We start from the raw sequence: 21612 nt of genomic DNA on the forward strand, positions 1-21612 counted from the left end.
TGCTATGCAAAAGTGGAAACTACTCTCATCAGAATATATCAGTCAAGCACCTTGGGCAACCTTGCGTCGAGATACATGCAAACTGCCTGATGGTACGATTAATGATCATTATTACGTGCTCGAATATCCAAATTGGGTCAACATGGTAGGTATTACAGAAGAAAATAAACTTCTTGTCATCAAACAATACCGCCATGCCGCGGAAGAAATTATTCTGGAGATTCCAGCTGGAACTATGGAAGAAGGTGAAGAACCCCAATTCGCAGCGGAACGAGAAATGCTAGAAGAAACAGGATATGCTTTTTCCAAGATCGAGAAAATTGCTGAACTATATGCTAATCCGGCAACAAGTAAAAATATTACGCATACTTACCTGATGCAAGGAGGTAAAAAAGTTCAAGAACAAGATTTAGATGAAAGTGAAGATATTGAAGTCATGTTAGTATCGCTGGAAGAGGCTAAAGAATTACTTCTTCAGAATAAATTTGGACAGGCACTGCAAAGTTCTGCCCTATTTTATGCCTTTCACAAATTGAAAATATTTTAGGCAAAATAGATTCATATTTAACATAAACTTGACACAAATAGGGTTATTTTGATATCAAAATAACCCTATTATTATGAATTGATTAAATATCAGAGATTCAGCCATTCGTTTTCTCCACCCTATCATTTTTTGTACCTTTGCATGATGGTAAGAGAAATATTTGAAACCAAAAGAAAAGCACTTAAAATAAATCTAAACTCAGAGATTTACGGCACTTTTGCTGAAATTGGAGCCGGTCAAGAAGTCGCTCGTAATTTTTTCAATGCAGGAGCTGCATCGGGAACAATAGCCAAGACAATGTCTGCATACGATATGGCCTTCAGCGATGCCATCTACGGAGAAGAAGAAGATGGTCGATATGTAAGCCGCACCCGTTTAACAAAAATGTTAAAACATGAATTTGATCTATTGACAAAACGCTTACATGGTGAAAAATACTGCAATAAAAAATTCTTCGCTTTTGCCGATACCGTTACCACATTAAACTTCACAAAAACAAACGAACCACATGGTTGGATCGGTGTTAGATTTCAACATGAAGTAGATGGCCCTACCAATGATATCATTATACACGTCAGACTTCTTGATAGTGACAATCAGCTACAACAAAAAGTACTAGGCATCATTGGCGTCAATTTACTTTTTGCAGCCTATTACTATACTGATAACGTACAGACGATGATCGAGTCATTAGTTGACAATTTATCTGTTGGATCAGTAGAAATAGATCTTGTAAAAGTAAGTGGTCCTTTATTTGAAAATGTGAATGAAAGGCTTATTAACCTATATCTCATTGCAAAAGGATTTGCTAAAGCAGCTATCTTCAAACCAGATGGCAAAGCAGCACAGATCAAAGACTACCTTTACAAAAAGAATATCATTCTTTTAAGAACAAAATATAGACAAAAATCCCTGCCAAACTTTGACTTATTCAACCTTGCTGTTGATCAATTTAAAAAGAATACAGGAGCAACATCAGAAAATACAGTTGTACTGATTGAAGTATTGATGGGCAATGTGCTTGAAGAAGATCATATCATTACCGACAAAGATCTAGAAGAGTTCGCACATCGTGCCGAAGAACTGTGCTCAACAGGAAACAATATTATTGTCAGCAATTTTAGAAGGAATAATCACCTTGCAGAGTTTATCAATAATTTTAAACCAAAAAATATTGGTATTGCAACCAACGTTTCCAATTTAAAAAATATCTTTAATTCGGACAATTACAATAAGGAGCATTACACGAATGAGTTGCTTTCCTATATTTCAGGCATGTTTAACAAGAACATCAAATTGTATGCATATCCTTACTTATTGAAAAAGGAAAACAAGATTATTACGACACAAAATATGTCTGTTTCCGAAGAAGCAAAACCCCTATTCGATTTCCTAATTAAAAATGGCTACATCATAGACATCGAAAATTACGACATTAAATATGTGAAAACGGTGTAAACAACATCAGATATTAAACAATATAGGCTCCGAATGGAGCCTATATTGTTTATAAGAACTTTTTGTAGATCGAATATAAGATCTTCAGATCGTTATCCTTCAAGATGGCTACATTGGCATTACTCTGAATATAATGCTGTTTAAAAGCTTTTATCGCTGCATCTAAATTTTTAACATCATAACCAATAATTCTTAATGCCAATTTTGGATTGAAATCTATCGGCGGAGTCTCCAGATATTCATCGTACCAATAACCAAAACCTTTATCTGCTAACGTTTTCCAAGGAAAGCGTGAAGGGTCATTTTTTCGGGTAGGCGCCAAATCCATATGGCCAATGAAATTTGCCTGTGGAATATTGTATTTCACCTTCAGATATGACAATAATTCCGTCAGTGCATTGATCTGGGCATCAGTCCAGGGATCGGTGGTTCCATTATTATCTAATTCAATACCAATAGAAGAAGAATTCAGATCCGTATCATTTCCCCACTTGCCTATACCCGCATGATGCGCACGGTAATAATCATTGACCATCTGCACGACTTTACCAGTACGACCAACGACATAGTGCGCACTGACACCCGCTTTCTCAGAGTGAAAAGTACGTATCGTCTGTCCCAATGAATCCTGAGCCGTATGATGGATGACCACATAGTTTGGTTTGCGCATCCCAAAGTTTATGGATGCGATCCATTCTTTTTCAACGGATATCGGCAATTTACCAATAGCTTGGTTGGTGACTGGAGTAGTAGCATATTCTTTGGCAAGGATCTTTGCTTTTTTCTTATAGACTTTTTCAGTAGCCGCGTATTTACCTGTCGAACAGGAAGCAAATAGTGCTGTTATTACTAGAAAGGTTATTGTTGCTTTTATTTTCATTTTCAATGTGATTATTCGATGTGCACTTAACTCGTTTATCTCTAATTAATTCTCCGACAGCTTTTGCTACGCCTTATCAGCAAACGCCTACCTCAGTACAAACAAACTTAGATAAATTTGTTTTAAACAGTTATTAAATAACAGAAAATATCTTTTTAAATTTTACAGCGATATCCCCTTAGATACTCCACTGTTACCATATGCCTGCTGCATCAGTAAAATTTTATACTTAATCTCCAGATCATTTTATACAAAAAAGCCTTCATTTGATCAAATGAAGGCTTTTAAGAAGAATATGCTTGGATTAAGCTTCAGCGTACTCCTCAATAGAAGGACATGAACAAATTAATGTTCTATCACCCTGTGAGTCGTTTACACGACCAACAGAAGGCCAAAACTTACGATCTTTCAAATAAGTCAAAGGATATGCAGCCGTTTGGCGAGAATAAGATTTCGTCCACTCGTCAGCGGTTACAACAGATGCAGTATGAGGTGCATTTTTCAACACGTTATCTACCTGATCAACATCCCCCAATTCAACCGCAGCAACTTCTTGACGAATAGCAATCAAAGCGTCACAGAAACGATCTAATTCCGCCTTAGATTCAGACTCCGTAGGCTCTACCATCAAAGTACCAGCCACAGGGAAAGAAACTGTAGGAGCATGGAAACCATAATCCATTAAACGTTTAGCAATATCCGCAACCTCAACACCTACATTTTTGTAAGAACGACAATCTAAAATCATCTCGTGTGCACAACGGCCATTTACTCCAGAATACAATACTGGGTAGTGGTTTTCCAAACGAGCTTTGATATAGTTTGCATTCAAAATAGCTGTTTTCGTAGCATTAGTCAATCCATCTGCACCCATCATTGCAATATAAGCATGCGAAATAATCAAGATCGATGCAGAACCAAACGGAGCAGCAGATACTGCAGTGATACCCTCAGCACCAGAAACTTCAACTACTTCGTGGTTTGGTAAGAAAGGAACTAAGTGTGCTGCCACACCAATTGGACCCATACCAGGACCACCACCACCGTGAGGGATACAGAATGTTTTATGTAAATTCAAGTGACATACGTCAGCACCAATACGACCTGGGCTAGTCAAACCAACCTGAGCATTCATATTAGCACCATCCATATATACCTGTCCACCATTTTCGTGGATAATTTCACAGATCTCAATGATAGGCTCTTCAAACACACCATGTGTTGACGGATAAGTCACCATGAATGAGTTCAAATTAGCCGCATGTTCTGCAGCTTTCGCTCTCAAATCTTCAACATCAATATTACCACGATCATCACATTTAACAACGACAACTTTCAGTCCAGCCATAGAAGCTGAAGCAGGGTTAGTTCCGTGCGCAGAAGCAGGAATTAAACAGATATTACGGTTATGATCTCCGCGGCTTTCGTGATAAGCACGAATCACCATTAAACCGGCATACTCACCTTGAGCACCAGAGTTTGGTTGGAAACTCATTTTAGCAAAACCCGTGATTTCAGATAACCACTCGTTCAACTCTCCGATCAACTGCATATAACCCGAAGTTTGGTCTGCAGGAGCAAATGGATGTAGACCACCGAAGTTAGACCAGGTAACTGGAGTCATCTCAGCAGTAGCATTCAATTTCATCGTACATGATCCCAATGGAATCATCGAGTGACATAATGATAAATCTTTAGCTTCCAAAGATTTGATGTAGCGTAACATCTCATGCTCAGAATGGTAGCTATTGAATATCGGGTGCGTTAAGTACTCAGAAGTACGAACCAAGTCAGCTGGCAACGCTGATGTCAATGATGATTCAATAGATTCGAAATCAACATCTGCTATATTTTTTGCCTTAACTTTCGCAAATACTTTAACGATCGTTAAAATATCTTCATATGTCGTCGATTCGTCAATAGAGATACCAACTACCGAACCAACATAATGGAAGTTCATTTCATTGTTTAAAGCTTCAGATTTTAATCCAGCAACTTCACCTCCTAATTCGAAACGTACAGTATCAAAATAGTTTTTATTTAATTGTGTATAACCTAATTGTTGAACAGCTTGATCTAACAATTGAGTCAAATCATGAATACGGCTTGCAATATCTTTGATTCCCTGAGGACCATGATACACCGCATAGAATGATGCCATGATCGCTAACAAAGCCTGTGCAGTACAGATGTTAGAAGAAGCCTTATCACGACGGATATGTTGCTCACGAGTTTGCAGTGCCATACGCAATGCATAGTTCCCGTTAGAATCAGTTGTAACACCAATAATACGACCAGGAATATTACGTTTGAAAGCATCTTTAGTTGCAAAAAATGCAGCATGAGGACCACCAAAACCCATTGGTACACCAAAACGTTGAGAATTACCCACAACAACATCAGCACCCCATTCACCCGGAGGAGTCAACAAAGTTAAACTCATCAAATCTGCAGCAGCACAAACAGTAATGTTTTTAGCGTGAGCGGCAGTAGTGAAAGCTTTATAATCAATGATAGAACCATCTCCAGCAGGATACTGAACAAATGCAGCAAATACATCATCCGTTAAACTATCTTCAGAAATAGCTTCAATACGAAGTTCAATCCCAAAAGATAATGCACGAGTTCTTAATACATCGATCGTTTGTGGATAAGCATTTTCAGAAACTAAGAAAACATGAGCATTTTTATTTTTACGAGCTGAGTAAAGCATAAACATACCTTCAGCAGCAGCAGTAGCCTCATCTAATAAAGACGCATTCGCGATCTCTAATCCTGTTAAATCACAAATAACAGTTTGAAAATTTAACAAAGCCTGTAGACGGCCTTGAGCAATTTCTGCTTGGTATGGCGTGTATTGTGTATACCATCCTGGATTTTCAAAGACATTTCTTTGAATAACACCTGGTAAAATCACATCAAAATAACCTTGTCCGATATAAGACTTGAACACTTTATTTTTTTCTGCAATTTGTTTTACCCTTTTCAAATAAGCGACTTCGCTTAAAGCAGCAGGCAATTGTAAAGCTTGTTTAGCACGAATCTGTGCAGGAACAGTTTGCTCAATAAGTTGGTCAAGCGAGTCAACGCCTAAAAATTCCAACATTTCTTTCGTTTCAACCGATCTTGGTCCGTTGTGACGATCTTCAAATTTTTCTTGAAAATGTATGTTACTCATGTGTGCAAAAAATTAATGCCTTTCGCTAGATTTTTACTTTTTTGGTTTTCTTAAAAATAATAGCAAAACAGCTGCTTTTTGGATGTGCAAAGATACATTTTTTAAAGTCCTAAAAAAAGCGGTTTATGATCGTAAAAATAATTATTAGAATACCTATACAAAACAATCGTTTGCGATCTCATTCTTAATCAAAATTTAAAGGCAATCTAGCACAGATAAACCCAACTGAAAACACCGTGCGTAACAACCTATAGTCATCCATGAAAAAGCCTCCAAAATCTTGCAAAAAAATTGTCACAATCAGCAGATTCAAATTTATCTTTAAAACCTCAAATCTGTACTACAAAAAACGGGGTGTTTCTTCATAATGAAGAAACACCCCGTTTTTTCTATTCAAAAAGATTAAAACGAATAGCGTAAGCCTAACTGAAATTGGTAAGGATTACCAGATGGATTGACCACACCTGTATTGTTCAAATTGTAATTAAATTGTTGTTTGACATTATCAAATGCAGGCAAAGCTGGATTTCCATTTGCAGCTTTTACACCCAATGAATATAGCGCTTGATTACCTAAAGATTCATTGACACCCCAAGTTTTCTTGAATAAATTGGCGACGTTAAACAGATCCGCAGATACTTCCAGTGCATGAGATTGATATAGATTAAACTTCTTCGCAATACGCAAATCGATTAGCCCATAAAAACCATTAATCCCTCCATTTCGCTGCGCCATAGCACCCTCATATTTTTTAATATATTCCTTTAAACTTTGACTCGCATTTGGATTGTTTAGCAATGCTTGCAGCCCATCAGCAAGGTTGGTTGGAGTCTTGTTACTATTTGGATCAAAGATATAGGCCAGATCATTATCTCCAGCAACAAAATCACCATTGATATTACCACCAGCCAGTAAACTATAACGTGTACCGCCGATACCAGAATAACGAACCCCTATGCTAACCCCATAAAATGTAGGCAATGTACCATAAATAACAACTTTTTTGCGGAATTGATTATTCGAGTAAGTCATATGGCTCAAATCCCTAGGATCATCTTTTACAGCTAAAGATAACGTTGCGGTATTGGCCACATTTCCGTTGTACGAAGTATTATCTTTAGCATCATTCCAGGTATAGCTCACCGAAATTGAACCATCCTTATAGTATTGGTAACTGGCGTCTAAAACAACGGCAAATTGATTGACCTTACCTTCAGAATTTAACTCCAGTACACGACCAAATTTATTAGATATACGACCTTGTTTCCAATCAGACTCTCCATTTACGATAGCCGATACGGGTACAAAGACCCCACGGTTATCCTCATTCTGCAATCTAAAGAATGGATCCTTCACCATGTTGCGATCGACATACATGTAATTGTTTCTTCCCAAATTCATATAAGCAGAAACTCCTACTTTCAATTTTTCGGTAAAGAAATGTGAATAAGACATATTTGCCTTATATACTACCGGTATTTTAGCATCTGGACCATAGGTATTAATGGTTGGAACTTGAAATTGTGCCAAAGTCGGAGTTGAAGCAGGATCTTGACGATATTTCACAAAATCTGGTGTAGGTACATCAGTACCACGAACATCAACCGTTGCAAAGTGCTTACCGTCAAATGTCAAATTATTGATCGTCATGTAATTATTTATGTCCGAAGCAAATATTCCTGCACCGATACGGAAGAAGTCTTTATGATTTTCATTCACATCCCATGTCATCTGAAAACGAGGCTGTATGACCAGAGATTTCAATTTATGATCCGTTCTAACCCCAACTTCTTTCAATAGCTCTTCATTTAACGGGGAAGTCGGATAATGTCCATAATCAAAACGCAAGCCCGCAACCAAATCCAGACCAGTGGCTAATTTGGATTGTAATTGTCCATATGCTCCAGCATTAAAGATCTTACCAATAACTGTTGGATCGGCAACTAAAGGGACTTCTCTATAAAAATTATAGGCTTTTTGATCTTGAAAATTTTGAAGCGCAGTTCTGGAATCACTTGCTCCAAAGTGAAAGCGTCCGTTGACTTCGCTACCATATACAGAACTAGCATGCGTATACATCAGATCAACACCAAATGTATAATTGATCTTGTCGGTATTGTAGTATAGATTGTTAACTAATTGGAAGACATTGTTTTTAAAAGACTCTTGAGCAAAACGGTGTCCTCCTAACTGAGCAGTTGTTCTTAAATCATTAGTTCCCACTCGACTGACGATATTTTCTACGATCGCTCTTGGGATATTTTGACTAGGCAACTGATCACCAGGACTACTATTTTGATACGTATACAGATGCTGTAACTTCAGCTCATTGGTGATGTTTGATGAAACAGAAGTTCTCAATGTCGCTAAGAAGCTATTATCAATATTCTTGTCGTTACCATATGATTCATAAAGCGTAATCGGTTTATTATCCTGTAACCCCAATTTATTGATATCGCTAGTGAAGTTATTGCGGATGGTCAGTAAATTACTATTATTGATCTGCCAGTCAATGCGACCAAACACGGCATCAGAATTTCTTTTTTTATCAAAAGAGCCAAACTGAGGGTCGTTGCTCACACCGTATTTTTGTCTACCGATATTAACAAATTCATTTAAATTTTCAGGTGAGATTTTAAAACGTTCCTCATCCAGAGTAGAAGTAATATCCGCTATAATCAACGGTCTAGCATCCTTTTGATGATCCCATGCAACAAAATAATGGAGTTTATCTTTAATAATTGGACCACCTAAGGTAAAACCATACTGATAAGTCGAAAAATCATTGGTCCTTTTTTTTCCATCAATCGTATAGGGACTAGATAACCAGTCTGCCCTTGAATAGATCCACGCACTTCCTTGTGTTTTATTGGTTCCCTGCTTCGTCACCGCACTAACAGTACCGCCTCCCGCTCGACCATAGGTGACATCATACTGATTGGTCACCACCTTAAATTCACGTACCGCTTCAATGGATATCGAAAACGGAGCACCACTTCGGCTTGTTGTAGAACCCGCCGATGTTGGATTTTTGGCATTCATCCCATCTATGGTAAAGTTGGTTGATGAACCAAGCTGCCCACCGATATTATCACCTTTACTCAAAGGCGACAAGTCCATTAAAGAAGTAAAGTTCCTTCCATTGACAGGTAGCTTTGCGATATCCTTTGCCGTTACAGAAGTTGCCGCACCCAAATTTTCAATTTGATTTTTCAAGGTGCTCACACCTCGCAATTCAACAGTCTCTAAAACATTCGATGCATTTTGAATGGGAATATGAACACGGATTAGATCCCCTTGATTTAAGTTATAGCCTTTTCTGATCTGTTCGCCATAACCGATATAGGTTACCTTAATTGTATAAGGACCGCCCAAAGGCAATTCTTTAAAATTATAATCACCATGAGCATTGGTAGATGTTTTGGTTGTAAAACCTGTCGATTCATTGCGAGCCTCGACCGAAGCACCCTGTACCCCCACTGAATTTTCGTCCGTAATTTTTCCTGCAAAGCCAGCCTGTGTTGTCTGTGAATATAAACCCGTTCCCATTACGGCTAAACATGTGGTTAGTAAAAATTCTTTCATCTAGTATTTCGTTACATTGTTATACGGCAAAACTAACGACCACCTGTTAACTAGAACTGAACTGTATGTTATCAAATTATAAATGAAAAAAGCCAGCTAAATGCTGGCTTTTAATATAATATAGTGAATTTAAAATCCAGAGGATTAAAATGTTTATATAACTCATCAAATAGGGAATCACCATATTTCACATAAAGTAAACCAAAGTTTTCGGACCTCTCTTGCAGGCCCCCTCCTGGGAATAGACGCTCTTTAATATGGTCAATATTTGACAATGCATCTTTATGATTACGCTTCTCAGCACGCATTAATTTTTTTTCCAAGTTATTGATGGCCTTTTTTAAGCGTGCTTTAATCGCTTCCGTACTTGGAGCAAGGCTTGGGTCGATCTTATGTGTGCGGAGTTTTATTTTACCAAAGATCGCATTCAGTTCCATCCACTCATCATTTAAATTCAAACGATGCTTGGTCTGTCTACGCACAAATTCTTTTTTAAGGATTTCACTATCTCGAAAGATACTTTTAAACGTAAGATCTTGTCTAAATATCTTAGAAACGACATTGTCCTCTGTGATCATCGCCGAATTGCGGGGGATCAGAATTGGAAAATCAATACCATATTGATCGAAATTAGCTTTTAACTGCATCCAATAGACCATCTCGGCACCACCACCAATATAAGCTAGGTTGGGCAATATGATCTCTTGATACATTGGACGCATCACCACATTGGGGCTAAAGCGCTCTGGATGAAGATCGATCTCTTGCTCCAATTCAGCTCTTGTAAAATATAGATCCTGATGGAGCACCTCATATCGACCATCGTCATTCAGCACGATACGCTCTCGATAATCATCTGTCAAATAAAAGAAATTGATTTCTCGAGCATGCACCTGTGTCGCAAATCCTGCTTCCTCCAATTCCTGAGACGTTTTTTCAATTGCCTTAAAGCTTTTTTCATTTAAAATATCATCAACAATAATGGGTTTGAAAACAGCTTTAAGTTGCTCATCATCAGCATCAATGATCACTAATCCAAACTTCTTAAAAAGCTCATTGACCATATATCGGGTAGCATCCGCTAAATGCTCATGTTTAAGATAAGCATCTTCAATAATACGGGTGAGTTTACAAGAATTCTCAGAAAGTCCTAAAACACCATTATATTGTTTAACAGCCTCAACGATAGAGGCCGTATCCATCCTTCCTGTAGCCGATACCGCAGGGGTATCCCATACGATCTTCTTCCCTGAAAGTTTTGTATGATTGATTTCTGCAAAATCATGGTCCTCGGTAGCCATCCAATAGACCGGAACAAATTCCTTATCCGGAAACTTTACTTTTAGATCATCTGCCAGACGAATGGCTGTAATGATCTTAAATATAAAATAAAGAGGCCCAGTAAAAATATTAAGTTGATGTCCTGTCGTGATGGTATACGTATCTTCCAATAGTAACTTATCAATATGAGCAGAAACTTGAGGAGACGTTGTTAAGAGATCTCCATACTGCGCTTTTAGTCGGTCAACTAAAAGTGTACGCGAGAGAAAAGGTTTTTTTTCTTTAATCTGCTTTTCAAAACCAGCAACTGTAGGCCAATTTCCCACAAAAGGAGTTAAGGCCTGATCCTGATTTAAATAAGCAAGAAGTGTTTTAGAAAAGCTGTTGGTTTCACTATAGTCTATATAAGTTGCTTTCATTCGTAGTTACATTTGCACTAAACACAGATTAAGATACATAATTGCTATACAAAGTAAGCAAATTTATTTTCTCTACGCACAAATGTACTGTTTACGAATAAAAGCAACAATTGGATCGTTATTATTTGACAATAGATCCATATAAATCAAAGTCTTCTGCACGGTCAACTTTTACCTGTACAAAGTCTCCGATACGGGCATAATTTGTTTTTGCATCAAGCACAACTTCGTTATCGACCTCAGGAGAGTCATATTCCGTTCTTCCGATAAAGTAATCACCATCAACACGGTCGATCAATACCTGATATGTATTGCCGATTTTCTCTTGATTAATTTCAAAAGATATTCCTTGTTGCACTTCCATGATCGCTTCTACACGCTCTTGTTTCACTTCATCAGGAACATTATCTTCCAAAGAGTGCGCATGTGTTTTTTCTTCATGCGAATACGTAAAACATCCCAAGCGATCAAAACGTGTTTCTTCAACCCATTCCAACATCTCTTGAAAATCTTGCTCCGTTTCATCAGGATAACCACAGATCAATGTCGTACGTAAGGCGATATTAGGAACTTTATCACGGATTTTATTAACCAGATCAATTTGTTTCTGCTTACTCGTACCACGACGCATCGAAGTCAGCATACGATCAGAAATATGTTGAAGAGGCATATCCAAATAATTACAGATATTAGAACGCTCGTTCATCGCATCAAGTATATCCATTGGGAAACCAGAAGGATAAGCATATTGCAAACGAATCCAATCGATCCCATCCACATCAGATAAATGGCGCATCAAATCAGAAAGATTACGTTTACCATAGATATCCAAACCATAATAGGTTAAGTCCTGTGCGATCAAAATCAATTCTTTAGTACCATTAGAAGCTAAGAACTTTGCCTCTTTTACTAAGTCATCAATAGATTTTGAGACGTGCTTGCCACGCATCAAAGGAATGGCACAGAATGAACATGGACGATTACATCCTTCGGCGATTTTAAAGTACGAATAGTGCGAGGGAGTCGTCAACATACGCTCACCCAACAATTCATGACGATAATCTGCACCAATAGATTTTAACAGATCTGGCAAATCATTTGTTCCAAAATATCCATCTACATTTGTGATCTCAGACTGCAATTCAGGCTTATAACGCTCCGAAAGGCATCCTGTTACGATCACTTTATTTATTTTCCCTTCATCTTTCAATTCAGAGAACTGCAAGATGGTGTCGATGGACTCTTGTTTGGCATTATCGATGAAACCACAGGTATTGATGACAACGATATCGTTTTCTTGAATATTAGTCGCCTCGTGTACGACTTCAATTTGATTACCTTTTAATTGTCCCATTAAAACTTCACTATCGTGAATATTCTTAGAACAACCTAATGTAACCACATTTACACGAGGTTTTGATTTTGGCTCTACAGCCTTGCTATATTTTGTTTTCATACACTGGATGTGGATTACTTGAACAGCGAATCCACAAACTCTTTTTTGTTGAATAACTGTAAATCGCCGATTTTCTCACCGACACCAATATATTTTACAGGTATTTTAAATTGATCGGAAATGCCGATAACTACCCCACCTTTTGCGGTACCATCCAGCTTCGTCAATGCCAACGCATTGACATCTGTTGCTTGTGTAAATTGGGTACATTGCTCTATGGCATTTTGACCCGTAGAGGCATCCAAAACCAGTAGAATTTCATGCGGTGCACCAGGAACGACCTTCTGCATGACATTTTTTATTTTCCCCAATTCATTCATCAAGCCTACTTTATTATGAAGACGACCCGCAGTATCGATGATACATACATCATCGCCATTAGACACTGCAGATTGAACAGCATCATATGCCACAGAAGCAGGATCTGAACCCATAGCTTGTGCGACAACACGAACACCTACACGTTCACCCCAAAGTTTAATTTGCTCCACGGCAGCAGCACGAAAAGTATCTGCAGCTCCCAAAACAACTTTATTTCCTGCCGCTTTTAGCTGGTGAGCAAGTTTTCCAATGGTCGTCGTTTTACCTACACCATTGACTCCCACCACCATAATGACGTAAGGCTTATGATTTCCGTATTCAAAATTTTCAAAATCTGAACTATTATTTTCTGCTAATAATTCTTGAATCTCTTCTTTCAATAGCGTATTAAGCTCTGATGTAGACACATATTTATCACGTGCGACACGGGATTGAATACGATCGACAATTTTTAAGGTTGTCGTCACACCAACGTCTGAGGTTACCAATATTTCTTCCAAATTATCCAAAACATCATCATCGATAGTTGATTTACCAACAACTGCTTTTGTAATTTTAGAAAAGAAACCTTCTTTAGTCTTCTCCAAACTTTTATCTAAAGCTTCTTGCGCTTCAGGAGTTTCTTGTTTCTTCTTGAAAAAATCGAATAATCCCATTTATATATGTTCCGCTTATGAATACGTTATTATTTATCTTCGAATCAGTTTAAATACTGAGAGTCAAAGATAGATATTTGAAACCAACAAAAAAAGCCCTTTCGGTAGATACCAAAACGGCTATTTTTGAATTCTTTTTAAAGAAAAACTTTAAAAAAGGAAAATTACTAGTTATTTTTTGCAGCCTGTGCTAAAGTATCTTTTACTTTATCGTTGTGGATCATAGCCTCTTTGAAAGTATAAGCTCCAGTTTTAGCTGATTTAGTTGTAATAATAACCTTTGTATATTCTTTACCGCCACCTTTTTGTAACGATGCAACAGATTTCTTTGCCATGGTATTAATATTTTAACTTAGCGCCTACTCAGCAACCAAGATGTGAATTACTTAATTTCTTTGTGAACAGTAACTTTTCTCAATACTGGGTTGAATTTTTTCAATTCTAAACGCTCAGTAGTATTTTTCTTGTTCTTAGTAGTGATGTAACGAGACATTCCCGGAAGACCACTTTCTTTGTGTTCAGTACATTCTAAGATAACTTGTACTCTATTTCCTTTTTTAGCCATTGTTTTACTTTATTTTGAATCCTAAAAAATGATAGGATTGAAATTCATGAATGATATTTTATGCAACAGGCGAAAAATCAATTAGATTGATCCTTTTTTAATGAACTTACTGATAGCAGAAGTGATACCAATTTTGTTAATCGTTTTAATCGCCGAAGTCGAAACTTTTAATGTAATCCAACGATCTTCTTCTGGAATGAAGAAACGTTTTGTTTGCAAATTTGGGTAAAATTTACGTTTTGTTTTAGCGTTAGAATTAGATACATTATATCCATTCATTGCTGTTTTGCCTGTTAAATCACAAATTCTTGACATGATATTATGTTATTTTGTTGTCTTAATTTAAATATATCTTTTTGCAAAGAGTGTGCAAATATCTATATTTATTTTGTTAAATGCAACAATTTTAAGGATTTATTTTTAAAAAAATAAATATTTAGGTCTTAGTAATGGCAAAAATAATGCATTTAATTATATTATATTTGCTAAATCAAAGAAAATAGTTTTCAACAATTCACATTTGTAAACATTATGAATAAATATCTACGTCGAGGACTATTAGAAATTATACTTGCTATTTTACTCATTCTTTTGGGTTATTACCTCATGCAGTTAAAAAACAACTGGTATAGACCTGTCATGATTCTAGGCGTAATTTCATTTGCTATTGGATTCCTTCGTATCTTCTACCGACTGATTCGAAAAATCGATAGAACCAGTCTACTAGAAATGCGAAAAGGAAAAAAGAACAATTAAATATGCTTCATAAAACAAGAGGAATAGTATTAAAATCGACCAATTATTCTGAAAGTAGTGTTGTTGCACAAATCTATACAGAACATTTTGGTTTGCAGTCGTATCTGGTCAATGGTGCCCGCAAACCAAAAGCAAAAATTAGATCCGGCTTTTTACAAGCATTGCATCCCTTAGATATGGTTGTAACTTTTAAAGAAAACAACAGCCTACATCGCATCACTGAAGCCCATCAAGTACCTACTTTAAAAACGATACCCTATGATATCGTTAAAAGCTCACTAGCGATGTTTCTCAACGAGGTGCTCTATAAAATATTACGGGAACAGGCAGGAGATCCTTATCTATTTGAATATCTTTTCAGAGCTATCCTATGGCTGGATGAATCCGAAACAAATCTGGCTAACTTCCATTTGGTATTTTTAATTAACTTGAGTAGATTCTTAGGATTTTATCCTGTTGAATCCACAAAAGATTATCCTTACTTTAATTTAGAAGCAGCCACATTCTCCAATCAACTACCTGAGCACCCATATGTACTGCAAGAACCGCACACTTCCCTGTTTAGAAAATTGATGGCTACAGAATTCAATTATTCTGAAAAAATCAAGATGAGCACAAAAGACCGTCAAATACTTTTAGAAAAAATAATTGATTTTTACAGACTGCATCTGACCAATTTCAAAGAAATAAAATCGCTTTATATCTTAGAAGAGATATTTCATTGATCCCTAAAAAATACCACCACCGACAAGCAATCGAAAGCCACCCAGCACAATAGCTATCGCACATAGTATGATACCCGTCTTTGGCTGGTTATTCGGCTGTATCGTGACATCATTATAAGCGATCAGACTGACGATAAGACCAACAACGGCGAAAGGTATATTAAGCCAATTTAACCACCCTAGACAGGGTATAAATGCAATCAACATCCCGATTAAGGATAGGATACCCAATACTAATCCAGCAATTCTCATATTTTTTTTAGGTTTATAATTTTTTCTATTATAAAGATAATAGAATTTATGAAAATCAACGAAAACAAAATCACACTACCCCCATTAAATTGTTGTGCGACGACAAACTGTCCATCCTTGATACTCAGAAAGGCGCGAGTCATACCACAAAGAAAACAGGTAGATCCTTTCAACTTGGAAGGACATACCGGAGCAGTAGCAAGTAATAGCGAATTATCTAACAGATAGAACAGCACTAAAAAAAGAATAAGAAAGATTGAAATGATGGTCCAAGAAATATACAGGGCTTTTCGATACTCATTCGATTTCATAACAGGCAAAATGGAGTTATAAAAAAACCCGATTTCGTTCGGAAATCGGGCTTTTCTACAATAAATATATCTTAAAATCTGATTAGATAACTTTTACATTTACCGCATTAAGACCTTTACGACCTTGTTCAACTTCGTAAGAAACGTTGTCATTTTCACGAATTTTGTCTACTAAACCAGAAACGTGAACGAAAATTTCGCTCTCGCCTGAATTTGGAATGATGAAACCGAAACCTTTGGTTTCATTAAAGAATTTTACTACTCCTTCTTGCATTGTTTATTGTATTAAATTTCTTAAAGATATTTAAAAAAAATCAAAATCCTTAAACTTTTTAATTTTTTTTCCATTAAACTACTTCGCACAAACTGCGTCTACATCAATAGAAACAAACAATGGATCGATTTTTGAAAACAAGTATTAAAATAGAAAAGATATGAAAAAATTATTGTTAGGATTAATGCTATTTGCATCTGTACACAGTTTACAAGCACAACAAATGATGAATAAAGATATGGTCAGTACCATCGGAAGAGCGGAAGAAGAAGTTACTCCAGATATTATTTATATAAATGTCACTTTGAAAGAATTTTATCAAGATGGCAACATGAAGAAAAAAGTAACGATCGAAAATTTGGAAAAACAATTATTTCAATCTGCAACAAATATAGGTGTTGAGAAAAAAGATTTTACGATCCAAAACATTTACAGCACCAATTATACGACTAAAAAGAAAAAAGAAACAGATATTTTGCTATCTCGCCAATACCGTATCAAAGTAACCCAATTAAATAAGTTAAATGATTTATTCGACGGAGTTGATGCCGCAGGCATTCAAAGTACAGTGATCAGCGAACTTGATTATTCAAAAAAGAAAGAATTGGAGAAAACATTAAAAGTAAAAGCGGTTAAAGATGCCATGGACAATGCCAAAATCTTAGCCGAAGCTGCTGGTCAAAAAGTTGGTAAAGCAATTCTTTTATCAGAAAGTCCACAGATGATCTATTTCAATTCACCTCGTGTAATGTCAGCATCATTCAAGTCAGGAGCAATGGAATCTGACCAAGCTGCTGAAAACTTAGATTTAGACATTAAACCAATCAAAATTACAAGTGAAGTGAATGCATCTTTTGAAATATTGTAATGAAGAGAAATCTATCTTTAGCTGACAATGAAAAAAGAAGATACCACGATTTCGGATGGGTCGAAAGGCTATCTTGGCTGATGGACAATAACTTTCAGATAGCTGGATTCCGCTTTGGTCTTGATCCGATTCTTAACTTTGTACCTTTTGCAGGAACAATTGCCAGCTTTGGAACTTCATTTGTTCTAGTAATGGTCATGTGGAGAAATGGTGCCAGTTCAAAACTGGTCGTCAAGATGCTCATCAATATTTCAGTTGATGCAATTTTTGGAGCCATACCCGTTTTTGGGAATGTGTTTGACTTTTTTAATAAAGCCAATACCAAGAACATTAAATTGATGAAAGAGCATTATTACGAAAACAAACATCAAGGATCTGCCATTTGGCTACTATTAGGAATTTTAACAATTATACTCGTGTTTTTTGTAGGGACTATTTACTTCCTATGGATCGCCGGAGAATGGGTTTGGAATTTATTTTTTTAACACCCTGTATATTAAGATGACAAAATAGCGTTTATATGAAAGTATAAACGCTATTTTTGTACCTACAACTCCGTAAATATGAATAAAAAAAGAATTTTTATATGGTTAATCCTCATTGTTGCTGTTGTAGCAATTTGGACAAATCCAAAAAAAGAACAACATGAGATCGTTGTAAAACAAAAAGCCGAATATTTACTAAAAAAACAATTAGGAAAAAAAGAACAAGGAATATTTGATTTGGGAATGCAATTATTAGGGAGGGATGTCGTACAAGATTTCGTTTCAAAAAATGTGGTCGTAACAAATTATTATCTGTTCTCATTAACAAAGATTAAATGGGACGGCAAAGATAATACCATCGGTATCGGTGCTTTTGATCATATTTGGTTAAGCCCTAAAATTGATGAAAAAGCAGATGAAATAATCGCCCATATCAAAACAAGATAATGCCATATGTTAGAAATACTATACCAAGACGAAGATATTATTGCGATTAATAAACCACATGGCCTGCTCGTCCACCGTTCTTCTATTGCACGGGACGCATCCGAATTTGCGCTTCAACTGCTAAGAGATCAAATTGGTCAGTCCGTGTACCCTGCGCATCGACTAGACCGAAAGACTGCCGGCATACTCTTATTTTCGTTAAATAAAGAAACGGACAAAGAGCTCCAACAACTCTTTCAAAACCAGCTCGTAGATAAAAGATATATCGCTGTCTTAAGAGGTCATGCTCCCGAAGAAATGCTTATTGACTATCCGCTAAAAAAAGATAATGGCGTCATGCAGGAAGCACAAACCAATTTCAAAACCATCGCTAAAGCAGAACTGCCATTCCCGTCAGGAAAATTTCCAACCTCACGCTATAGTTTGGTTGAAGCTAATCCGACGACAGGAAGAATGCATCAATTAAGAAAACATTTTGCACACATCTTCCATCCGATTATTGGGGACCGTCCACATGGATGTAATAAACAAAATAAATTTTGGAAGGAAAATTTTGAAATGGATACCATGATGTTACATGCTTCGGAAATAACATTTAAACATCCGAAGACGCAAAATATAATAACTATACAGGCAGGATTACAACCCGAATTTCAGCGAGTTTTGACCTTGTTAAATCTTAAAAACTGACGATGAAAAACTTAATTTTAGACTTTTTCTTAACTATAACTGGGATTAGTGCTGCCTCGGGATTGGTCTATCAAAATAACCATCTTTACTTAATTGCAGATAATAGCCAATATTTATATGATTTTTCATTAGACAACCGCCAATTATCCAAAATCCAACTGGATAAAACCTGTGGCGATTTAGAAAATATTGCTAAAGCTAAAAAGCCAGATTTTGAAGCCATTGCATTCGATCAAAATCGATTTTACATCTATGGATCAGGATCAACTGTCAATCGTAATATCCGCCTTACTTATCAAAAAGAAGTGCATACAGAAGACTTCAGTAAAGTATATCAAGATCTCCAGCAGAAATTTCAGGTAGATCAAGATAATTTTAATATTGAAGGAGTTATTCATACAATTGATGAAATTTGGCTTTTTAACCGTGGAAATGGTCAAAAGGCCCAAAACGGTATTTTCAAGATCAATAAGCTAAATCATCACGAAAGCAGTTTCAGTGCCGTGTCTCTCCCCTTGATTGATCAAGTTCAAACCGCTTTTACAGATGCCATACTCGTAGATGATACCGTTTACTTTATCGCAGCAGCTGAGGCTTCAAATTCGACCTATCTGGATGGAGAAATTGCAGGAACCATACTAGGCAAATTCAAAAGAAACGATTTGAAGAGCCTCGATACCATTCATATCCCAGGTAAGCATAAATTTGAAGGGATAACTTTAAAAGAACAGGGAAATGGGAAATTGACGTTTTTACTTTGTGAGGACAAAGATGATGATAAAGCAGAGACTGTGATTTATTCATTGACATTAGATCAGTAAATCGATTGCACAAATACTAAACTTTAAGCTAAAATCAATGTTTAATTTGTAAATTTGTAAATAAATAAAACTTATCGTATTATGATCAAAAATACTGCCCTTACGGATACGCATATCGCTTTAGGAGCGAAAATGGTACCTTTTGCAGGTTTCAACATGCCCGTTCAATATTCGGGCATCAATGATGAACACGAAACTGTTCGTACAGGTGTAGGTGTGTTTGACGTGAGTCACATGGGCGAATTCATTCTAAAAGGAGAGAAAGCGCTAGACCTCATTCAGGCAGTTTCTTCTAATGATGCTTCCAAGTTATATGATGGTAAAGTACAATATGGCTATCTTCCTAATGAAACTGGTGGTATAGTAGATGACTTTTTAACTTACCGCATCGACCAAAACACATATTTTCTTGTTGTAAACGCTTCCAATATTGAAAAAGACTGGAATTGGATCACAAAATACAACAGCTTTGGTGTTGACATGAAAAACATCTCTGATGAGACTTCTCTTTTTGCTGTACAAGGTCCAAAAGCAGCTGATGCATTACAGTCTTTAACAGATATTGAACTTGCTTCAATGGAGTATTATTCTTTTGCTAAAGGCAAATTTGCTGGAGTGGAGAATGTATTGGTATCTGCTACGGGATATACAGGTGCAGGTGGTTTTGAAATCTACGTTGCCAATGAAGATGCTCAAAAAGTATGGGATGCGATTTTCGAAGCTGGTGCTCCTTACGGGATTAAACCAATTGGTTTAGGTGCTCGTGATACCCTGCGCTTAGAAATGGGATTCTGTCTATATGGTAATGATATCGATGATACAACTTCTCCGTTAGAAGGTGGATTAGGATGGGTAACAAAATTCACGAAAGAATTTGTCAACTCAGCTAATCTAAAAGCTGAAAAAGAAGCTGGTATCAAGAAAAAATTAGTTGGATTTGAAATGATTGATCGCGGTATTGCCCGTCATGACTATGAAATCGTAGACGCCGAAGGAAATAAAATCGGCCGTGTTACTTCTGGAACACAGTCTCCTACATTAAAAAAATCAATCGGTTTAGGCTATGTAGATAATGCTTTCGCTAAAGAAGGCACAGAAATCTTCGTCAGTATCCGCAACCAAAGTATAAAAGCAAAAGTGGTTAAACCACCATTTGTAAAATAATATTAATAAAAAGGGCTATCCAAAAATAGCCCTTTTATATTACTTCATCTTTTCCTGCCCTTGTCTTCTCCGCGCTTCTTCATTTTTTAAGTCTATTTGTACTTTTTTAAACAGCACACGCTTAAAATAAATAAAAACCACCAAGAGCGCTATTGAAATACCACATACTAAGATATTTCCAGCTTCGTAAGACTTATAGCCATAGTAGACTGCTCCTACGATCAATAAGTTGATAACGATATTTAAAATAAAATTTTTTGTCATAATATTAACTTCTACCAATTACCTTCTTCCTAAATTTGAAAAAGTAAAATATACCTGCAATTATATTAAAAAATATAATGAATAGTGCCATAAGCATCCGCTCAGTATTTGAAATACGACCAGAAAATATAATCTCCCGTAATGCTAATACGACCCAAATTAAAGAAAGTAATAACGATATACTGAAAAGTATTGGAAAAATTTCGAAA

Annotated in this window: 23 protein-coding genes; 11 read left to right on the top strand and 12 right to left on the bottom strand. The window is 36.4% G+C overall.

All coding sequences use genetic code 11. The features are described from left to right. Positions 1–4: 4 nt before the first annotated feature. On the top strand, positions 5–547 hold the full coding sequence (locus MUB18_RS04400; protein ID WP_248755095.1) for an NUDIX hydrolase: 543 nt from the start codon (positions 5–7) through the stop codon (positions 545–547). A gap of 144 nt (positions 548–691) precedes the next feature. Continuing rightward, on the top strand, positions 692–2005 hold the full coding sequence (locus tag MUB18_RS04405) for a hypothetical protein (protein WP_045754233.1): 1314 nt from the start codon (positions 692–694) through the stop codon (positions 2003–2005). Between the two features lie 49 nt (positions 2006–2054). Here the strand turns inward: MUB18_RS04405 and MUB18_RS04410 are convergent, their stop codons facing one another. From MUB18_RS04410 to rpmB, 9 genes are all read right to left on the bottom strand, one after another. Then, the gene (locus tag MUB18_RS04410; protein WP_248755096.1) at positions 2055–2885 is read right to left on the bottom strand and encodes an N-acetylmuramoyl-L-alanine amidase; all 831 of its coding nucleotides are present in this window, start codon (positions 2883–2885) and stop codon (positions 2055–2057) included. A gap of 304 nt (positions 2886–3189) precedes the next feature. Further along, a complete protein-coding gene (gene gcvP, locus MUB18_RS04415) occupies positions 3190–6063 on the bottom strand; it encodes an aminomethyl-transferring glycine dehydrogenase (RefSeq protein ID WP_045754231.1) in 2874 nt (957 codons plus the stop codon). Between the two features lie 402 nt (positions 6064–6465). Beyond that, on the bottom strand, positions 6466–9648 hold the full coding sequence (locus MUB18_RS04420) for a TonB-dependent receptor (protein WP_248755097.1): 3183 nt from the start codon (positions 9646–9648) through the stop codon (positions 6466–6468). A gap of 110 nt (positions 9649–9758) precedes the next feature. Continuing rightward, positions 9759–11348, bottom strand: a complete 1590-nt coding sequence (bshC, locus tag MUB18_RS04425; RefSeq protein ID WP_248755098.1) for a bacillithiol biosynthesis cysteine-adding enzyme BshC — start codon at positions 11346–11348, stop codon at positions 9759–9761. A 121-nt stretch (positions 11349–11469) separates the two neighbouring features. Next, positions 11470–12804 carry a 30S ribosomal protein S12 methylthiotransferase RimO gene (gene rimO / locus MUB18_RS04430; protein ID WP_094771833.1) on the bottom strand — a complete coding sequence of 445 codons (1335 nt, stop codon included), beginning with the start codon at positions 12802–12804 and terminating at the stop codon, positions 11470–11472. 14 nt (positions 12805–12818) lie between these two features. After that, entirely contained in the window at positions 12819–13781 is a 963-nt protein-coding gene (gene ftsY / locus MUB18_RS04435; protein ID WP_045754227.1) for a signal recognition particle-docking protein FtsY, read from the bottom strand. Between the two features lie 167 nt (positions 13782–13948). Beyond that, positions 13949–14116: a DUF4295 domain-containing protein gene (locus MUB18_RS04440; protein ID WP_084405346.1), complete on the bottom strand. Its 168-nt coding sequence runs from the start codon at positions 14114–14116 to the stop codon at positions 13949–13951. 47 nt (positions 14117–14163) lie between these two features. Beyond that, positions 14164–14346, bottom strand: coding sequence for a 50S ribosomal protein L33 (rpmG, locus tag MUB18_RS04445; RefSeq protein WP_002998409.1), 183 nt, complete (start codon positions 14344–14346; stop codon positions 14164–14166). Between the two features lie 81 nt (positions 14347–14427). After that, entirely contained in the window at positions 14428–14661 is a 234-nt protein-coding gene (rpmB, locus tag MUB18_RS04450; protein ID WP_045754226.1) for a 50S ribosomal protein L28, read from the bottom strand. Positions 14662–14877: 216 nt separating this feature from the next. Between rpmB and MUB18_RS04455 the strand changes: the two genes are divergently transcribed. Together MUB18_RS04455 and recO are read left to right on the top strand one after the other, a co-directional pair. Further along, complete coding sequence (locus MUB18_RS04455; RefSeq protein WP_045754225.1) at positions 14878–15102, top strand: hypothetical protein; 225 nt, start codon at positions 14878–14880, stop codon at positions 15100–15102. Positions 15103–15104: 2 nt separating this feature from the next. Further along, positions 15105–15827 carry a DNA repair protein RecO gene (recO, locus tag MUB18_RS04460; RefSeq protein ID WP_248755099.1) on the top strand — a complete coding sequence of 241 codons (723 nt, stop codon included), beginning with the start codon at positions 15105–15107 and terminating at the stop codon, positions 15825–15827. 3 nt (positions 15828–15830) lie between these two features. Here recO and MUB18_RS04465 read toward each other — a convergent pair whose 3' ends face one another. Continuing rightward, positions 15831–16079, bottom strand: coding sequence for a hypothetical protein (locus MUB18_RS04465; RefSeq protein WP_045754223.1), 249 nt, complete (start codon positions 16077–16079; stop codon positions 15831–15833). A 48-nt stretch (positions 16080–16127) separates the two neighbouring features. Between MUB18_RS04465 and MUB18_RS04470 the strand changes: the two genes are divergently transcribed. Further along, positions 16128–16307, top strand: a complete 180-nt coding sequence (locus MUB18_RS04470) for a hypothetical protein (protein WP_248755100.1) — start codon at positions 16128–16130, stop codon at positions 16305–16307. A gap of 165 nt (positions 16308–16472) precedes the next feature. Here MUB18_RS04470 and MUB18_RS04475 read toward each other — a convergent pair whose 3' ends face one another. Continuing rightward, on the bottom strand, positions 16473–16664 hold the full coding sequence (locus MUB18_RS04475) for a cold-shock protein (RefSeq protein ID WP_038695072.1): 192 nt from the start codon (positions 16662–16664) through the stop codon (positions 16473–16475). Positions 16665–16824: 160 nt separating this feature from the next. Between MUB18_RS04475 and MUB18_RS04480 the strand changes: the two genes are divergently transcribed. The 6 genes from MUB18_RS04480 to gcvT all read left to right on the top strand — a co-directional run bounded on the left by MUB18_RS04480 (position 16825) and on the right by gcvT (position 21139). Next, on the top strand, positions 16825–17532 hold the full coding sequence (locus tag MUB18_RS04480; protein WP_248755101.1) for an SIMPL domain-containing protein: 708 nt from the start codon (positions 16825–16827) through the stop codon (positions 17530–17532). Then, on the top strand, positions 17532–18017 hold the full coding sequence (locus tag MUB18_RS04485) for a DUF4112 domain-containing protein (protein WP_248755102.1): 486 nt from the start codon (positions 17532–17534) through the stop codon (positions 18015–18017). The genes MUB18_RS04480 and MUB18_RS04485 overlap by 1 nt, the downstream gene beginning before the upstream one ends. A gap of 78 nt (positions 18018–18095) precedes the next feature. After that, on the top strand, positions 18096–18464 hold the full coding sequence (locus tag MUB18_RS04490) for a DUF4359 domain-containing protein (protein ID WP_045754219.1): 369 nt from the start codon (positions 18096–18098) through the stop codon (positions 18462–18464). Between the two features lie 6 nt (positions 18465–18470). Beyond that, positions 18471–19154, top strand: coding sequence for a pseudouridine synthase (locus tag MUB18_RS04495; RefSeq protein ID WP_248755103.1), 684 nt, complete (start codon positions 18471–18473; stop codon positions 19152–19154). A 2-nt stretch (positions 19155–19156) separates the two neighbouring features. Further along, a complete protein-coding gene (locus MUB18_RS04500) occupies positions 19157–19975 on the top strand; it encodes a DUF6929 family protein (RefSeq protein WP_045754217.1) in 819 nt (272 codons plus the stop codon). 84 nt (positions 19976–20059) lie between these two features. Beyond that, the gene (gene gcvT / locus MUB18_RS04505; protein ID WP_045755529.1) at positions 20060–21139 is read left to right on the top strand and encodes a glycine cleavage system aminomethyltransferase GcvT; all 1080 of its coding nucleotides are present in this window, start codon (positions 20060–20062) and stop codon (positions 21137–21139) included. Between the two features lie 39 nt (positions 21140–21178). Here gcvT and MUB18_RS04510 read toward each other — a convergent pair whose 3' ends face one another. Next, a complete protein-coding gene (locus MUB18_RS04510) occupies positions 21179–21403 on the bottom strand; it encodes a DUF6358 family protein (RefSeq protein ID WP_045755528.1) in 225 nt (74 codons plus the stop codon). Positions 21404–21612 lie beyond the last annotated feature (209 nt).

Origin of the sequence: Sphingobacterium sp. PCS056, from assembly GCF_023273895.1 — a bacterium.
GTDB lineage: Bacteria > Bacteroidota > Bacteroidia > Sphingobacteriales > Sphingobacteriaceae > Sphingobacterium.

Excerpts from the sequence above, each read along its gene's own strand:
- MUB18_RS04400 (WP_248755095.1), top strand. The coding sequence starts at position 5 with ATGCAAAAGTGGAAACTACTCTCATCAGAATATATCAGTCAAGCACCT.
- MUB18_RS04405 (WP_045754233.1), top strand. The coding sequence starts at position 692 with ATGGTAAGAGAAATATTTGAAACCAAAAGAAAAGCACTTAAAATAAAT.
- MUB18_RS04410 (WP_248755096.1), bottom strand. The coding sequence starts at position 2,885 with ATGAAAATAAAAGCAACAATAACCTTTCTAGTAATAACAGCACTATTT.
- gcvP (WP_045754231.1), bottom strand. The coding sequence starts at position 6,063 with ATGAGTAACATACATTTTCAAGAAAAATTTGAAGATCGTCACAACGGA.
- MUB18_RS04420 (WP_248755097.1), bottom strand. The coding sequence starts at position 9,648 with ATGAAAGAATTTTTACTAACCACATGTTTAGCCGTAATGGGAACGGGT.
- bshC (WP_248755098.1), bottom strand. The coding sequence starts at position 11,348 with ATGAAAGCAACTTATATAGACTATAGTGAAACCAACAGCTTTTCTAAA.
- rimO (WP_094771833.1), bottom strand. The coding sequence starts at position 12,804 with ATGAAAACAAAATATAGCAAGGCTGTAGAGCCAAAATCAAAACCTCGT.
- ftsY (WP_045754227.1), bottom strand. The coding sequence starts at position 13,781 with ATGGGATTATTCGATTTTTTCAAGAAGAAACAAGAAACTCCTGAAGCG.
- MUB18_RS04440 (WP_084405346.1), bottom strand. The coding sequence starts at position 14,116 with ATGGCAAAGAAATCTGTTGCATCGTTACAAAAAGGTGGCGGTAAAGAA.
- rpmG (WP_002998409.1), bottom strand. The coding sequence starts at position 14,346 with ATGGCTAAAAAAGGAAATAGAGTACAAGTTATCTTAGAATGTACTGAA.
- rpmB (WP_045754226.1), bottom strand. The coding sequence starts at position 14,661 with ATGTCAAGAATTTGTGATTTAACAGGCAAAACAGCAATGAATGGATAT.
- MUB18_RS04455 (WP_045754225.1), top strand. The coding sequence starts at position 14,878 with ATGAATAAATATCTACGTCGAGGACTATTAGAAATTATACTTGCTATT.
- recO (WP_248755099.1), top strand. The coding sequence starts at position 15,105 with ATGCTTCATAAAACAAGAGGAATAGTATTAAAATCGACCAATTATTCT.
- MUB18_RS04465 (WP_045754223.1), bottom strand. The coding sequence starts at position 16,079 with ATGAGAATTGCTGGATTAGTATTGGGTATCCTATCCTTAATCGGGATG.
- MUB18_RS04470 (WP_248755100.1), top strand. The coding sequence starts at position 16,128 with ATGAAAATCAACGAAAACAAAATCACACTACCCCCATTAAATTGTTGT.
- MUB18_RS04475 (WP_038695072.1), bottom strand. The coding sequence starts at position 16,664 with ATGCAAGAAGGAGTAGTAAAATTCTTTAATGAAACCAAAGGTTTCGGT.
- MUB18_RS04480 (WP_248755101.1), top strand. The coding sequence starts at position 16,825 with ATGAAAAAATTATTGTTAGGATTAATGCTATTTGCATCTGTACACAGT.
- MUB18_RS04485 (WP_248755102.1), top strand. The coding sequence starts at position 17,532 with ATGAAGAGAAATCTATCTTTAGCTGACAATGAAAAAAGAAGATACCAC.
- MUB18_RS04490 (WP_045754219.1), top strand. The coding sequence starts at position 18,096 with ATGAATAAAAAAAGAATTTTTATATGGTTAATCCTCATTGTTGCTGTT.
- MUB18_RS04495 (WP_248755103.1), top strand. The coding sequence starts at position 18,471 with ATGTTAGAAATACTATACCAAGACGAAGATATTATTGCGATTAATAAA.
- MUB18_RS04500 (WP_045754217.1), top strand. The coding sequence starts at position 19,157 with ATGAAAAACTTAATTTTAGACTTTTTCTTAACTATAACTGGGATTAGT.
- MUB18_RS04510 (WP_045755528.1), bottom strand. The coding sequence starts at position 21,403 with ATGACAAAAAATTTTATTTTAAATATCGTTATCAACTTATTGATCGTA.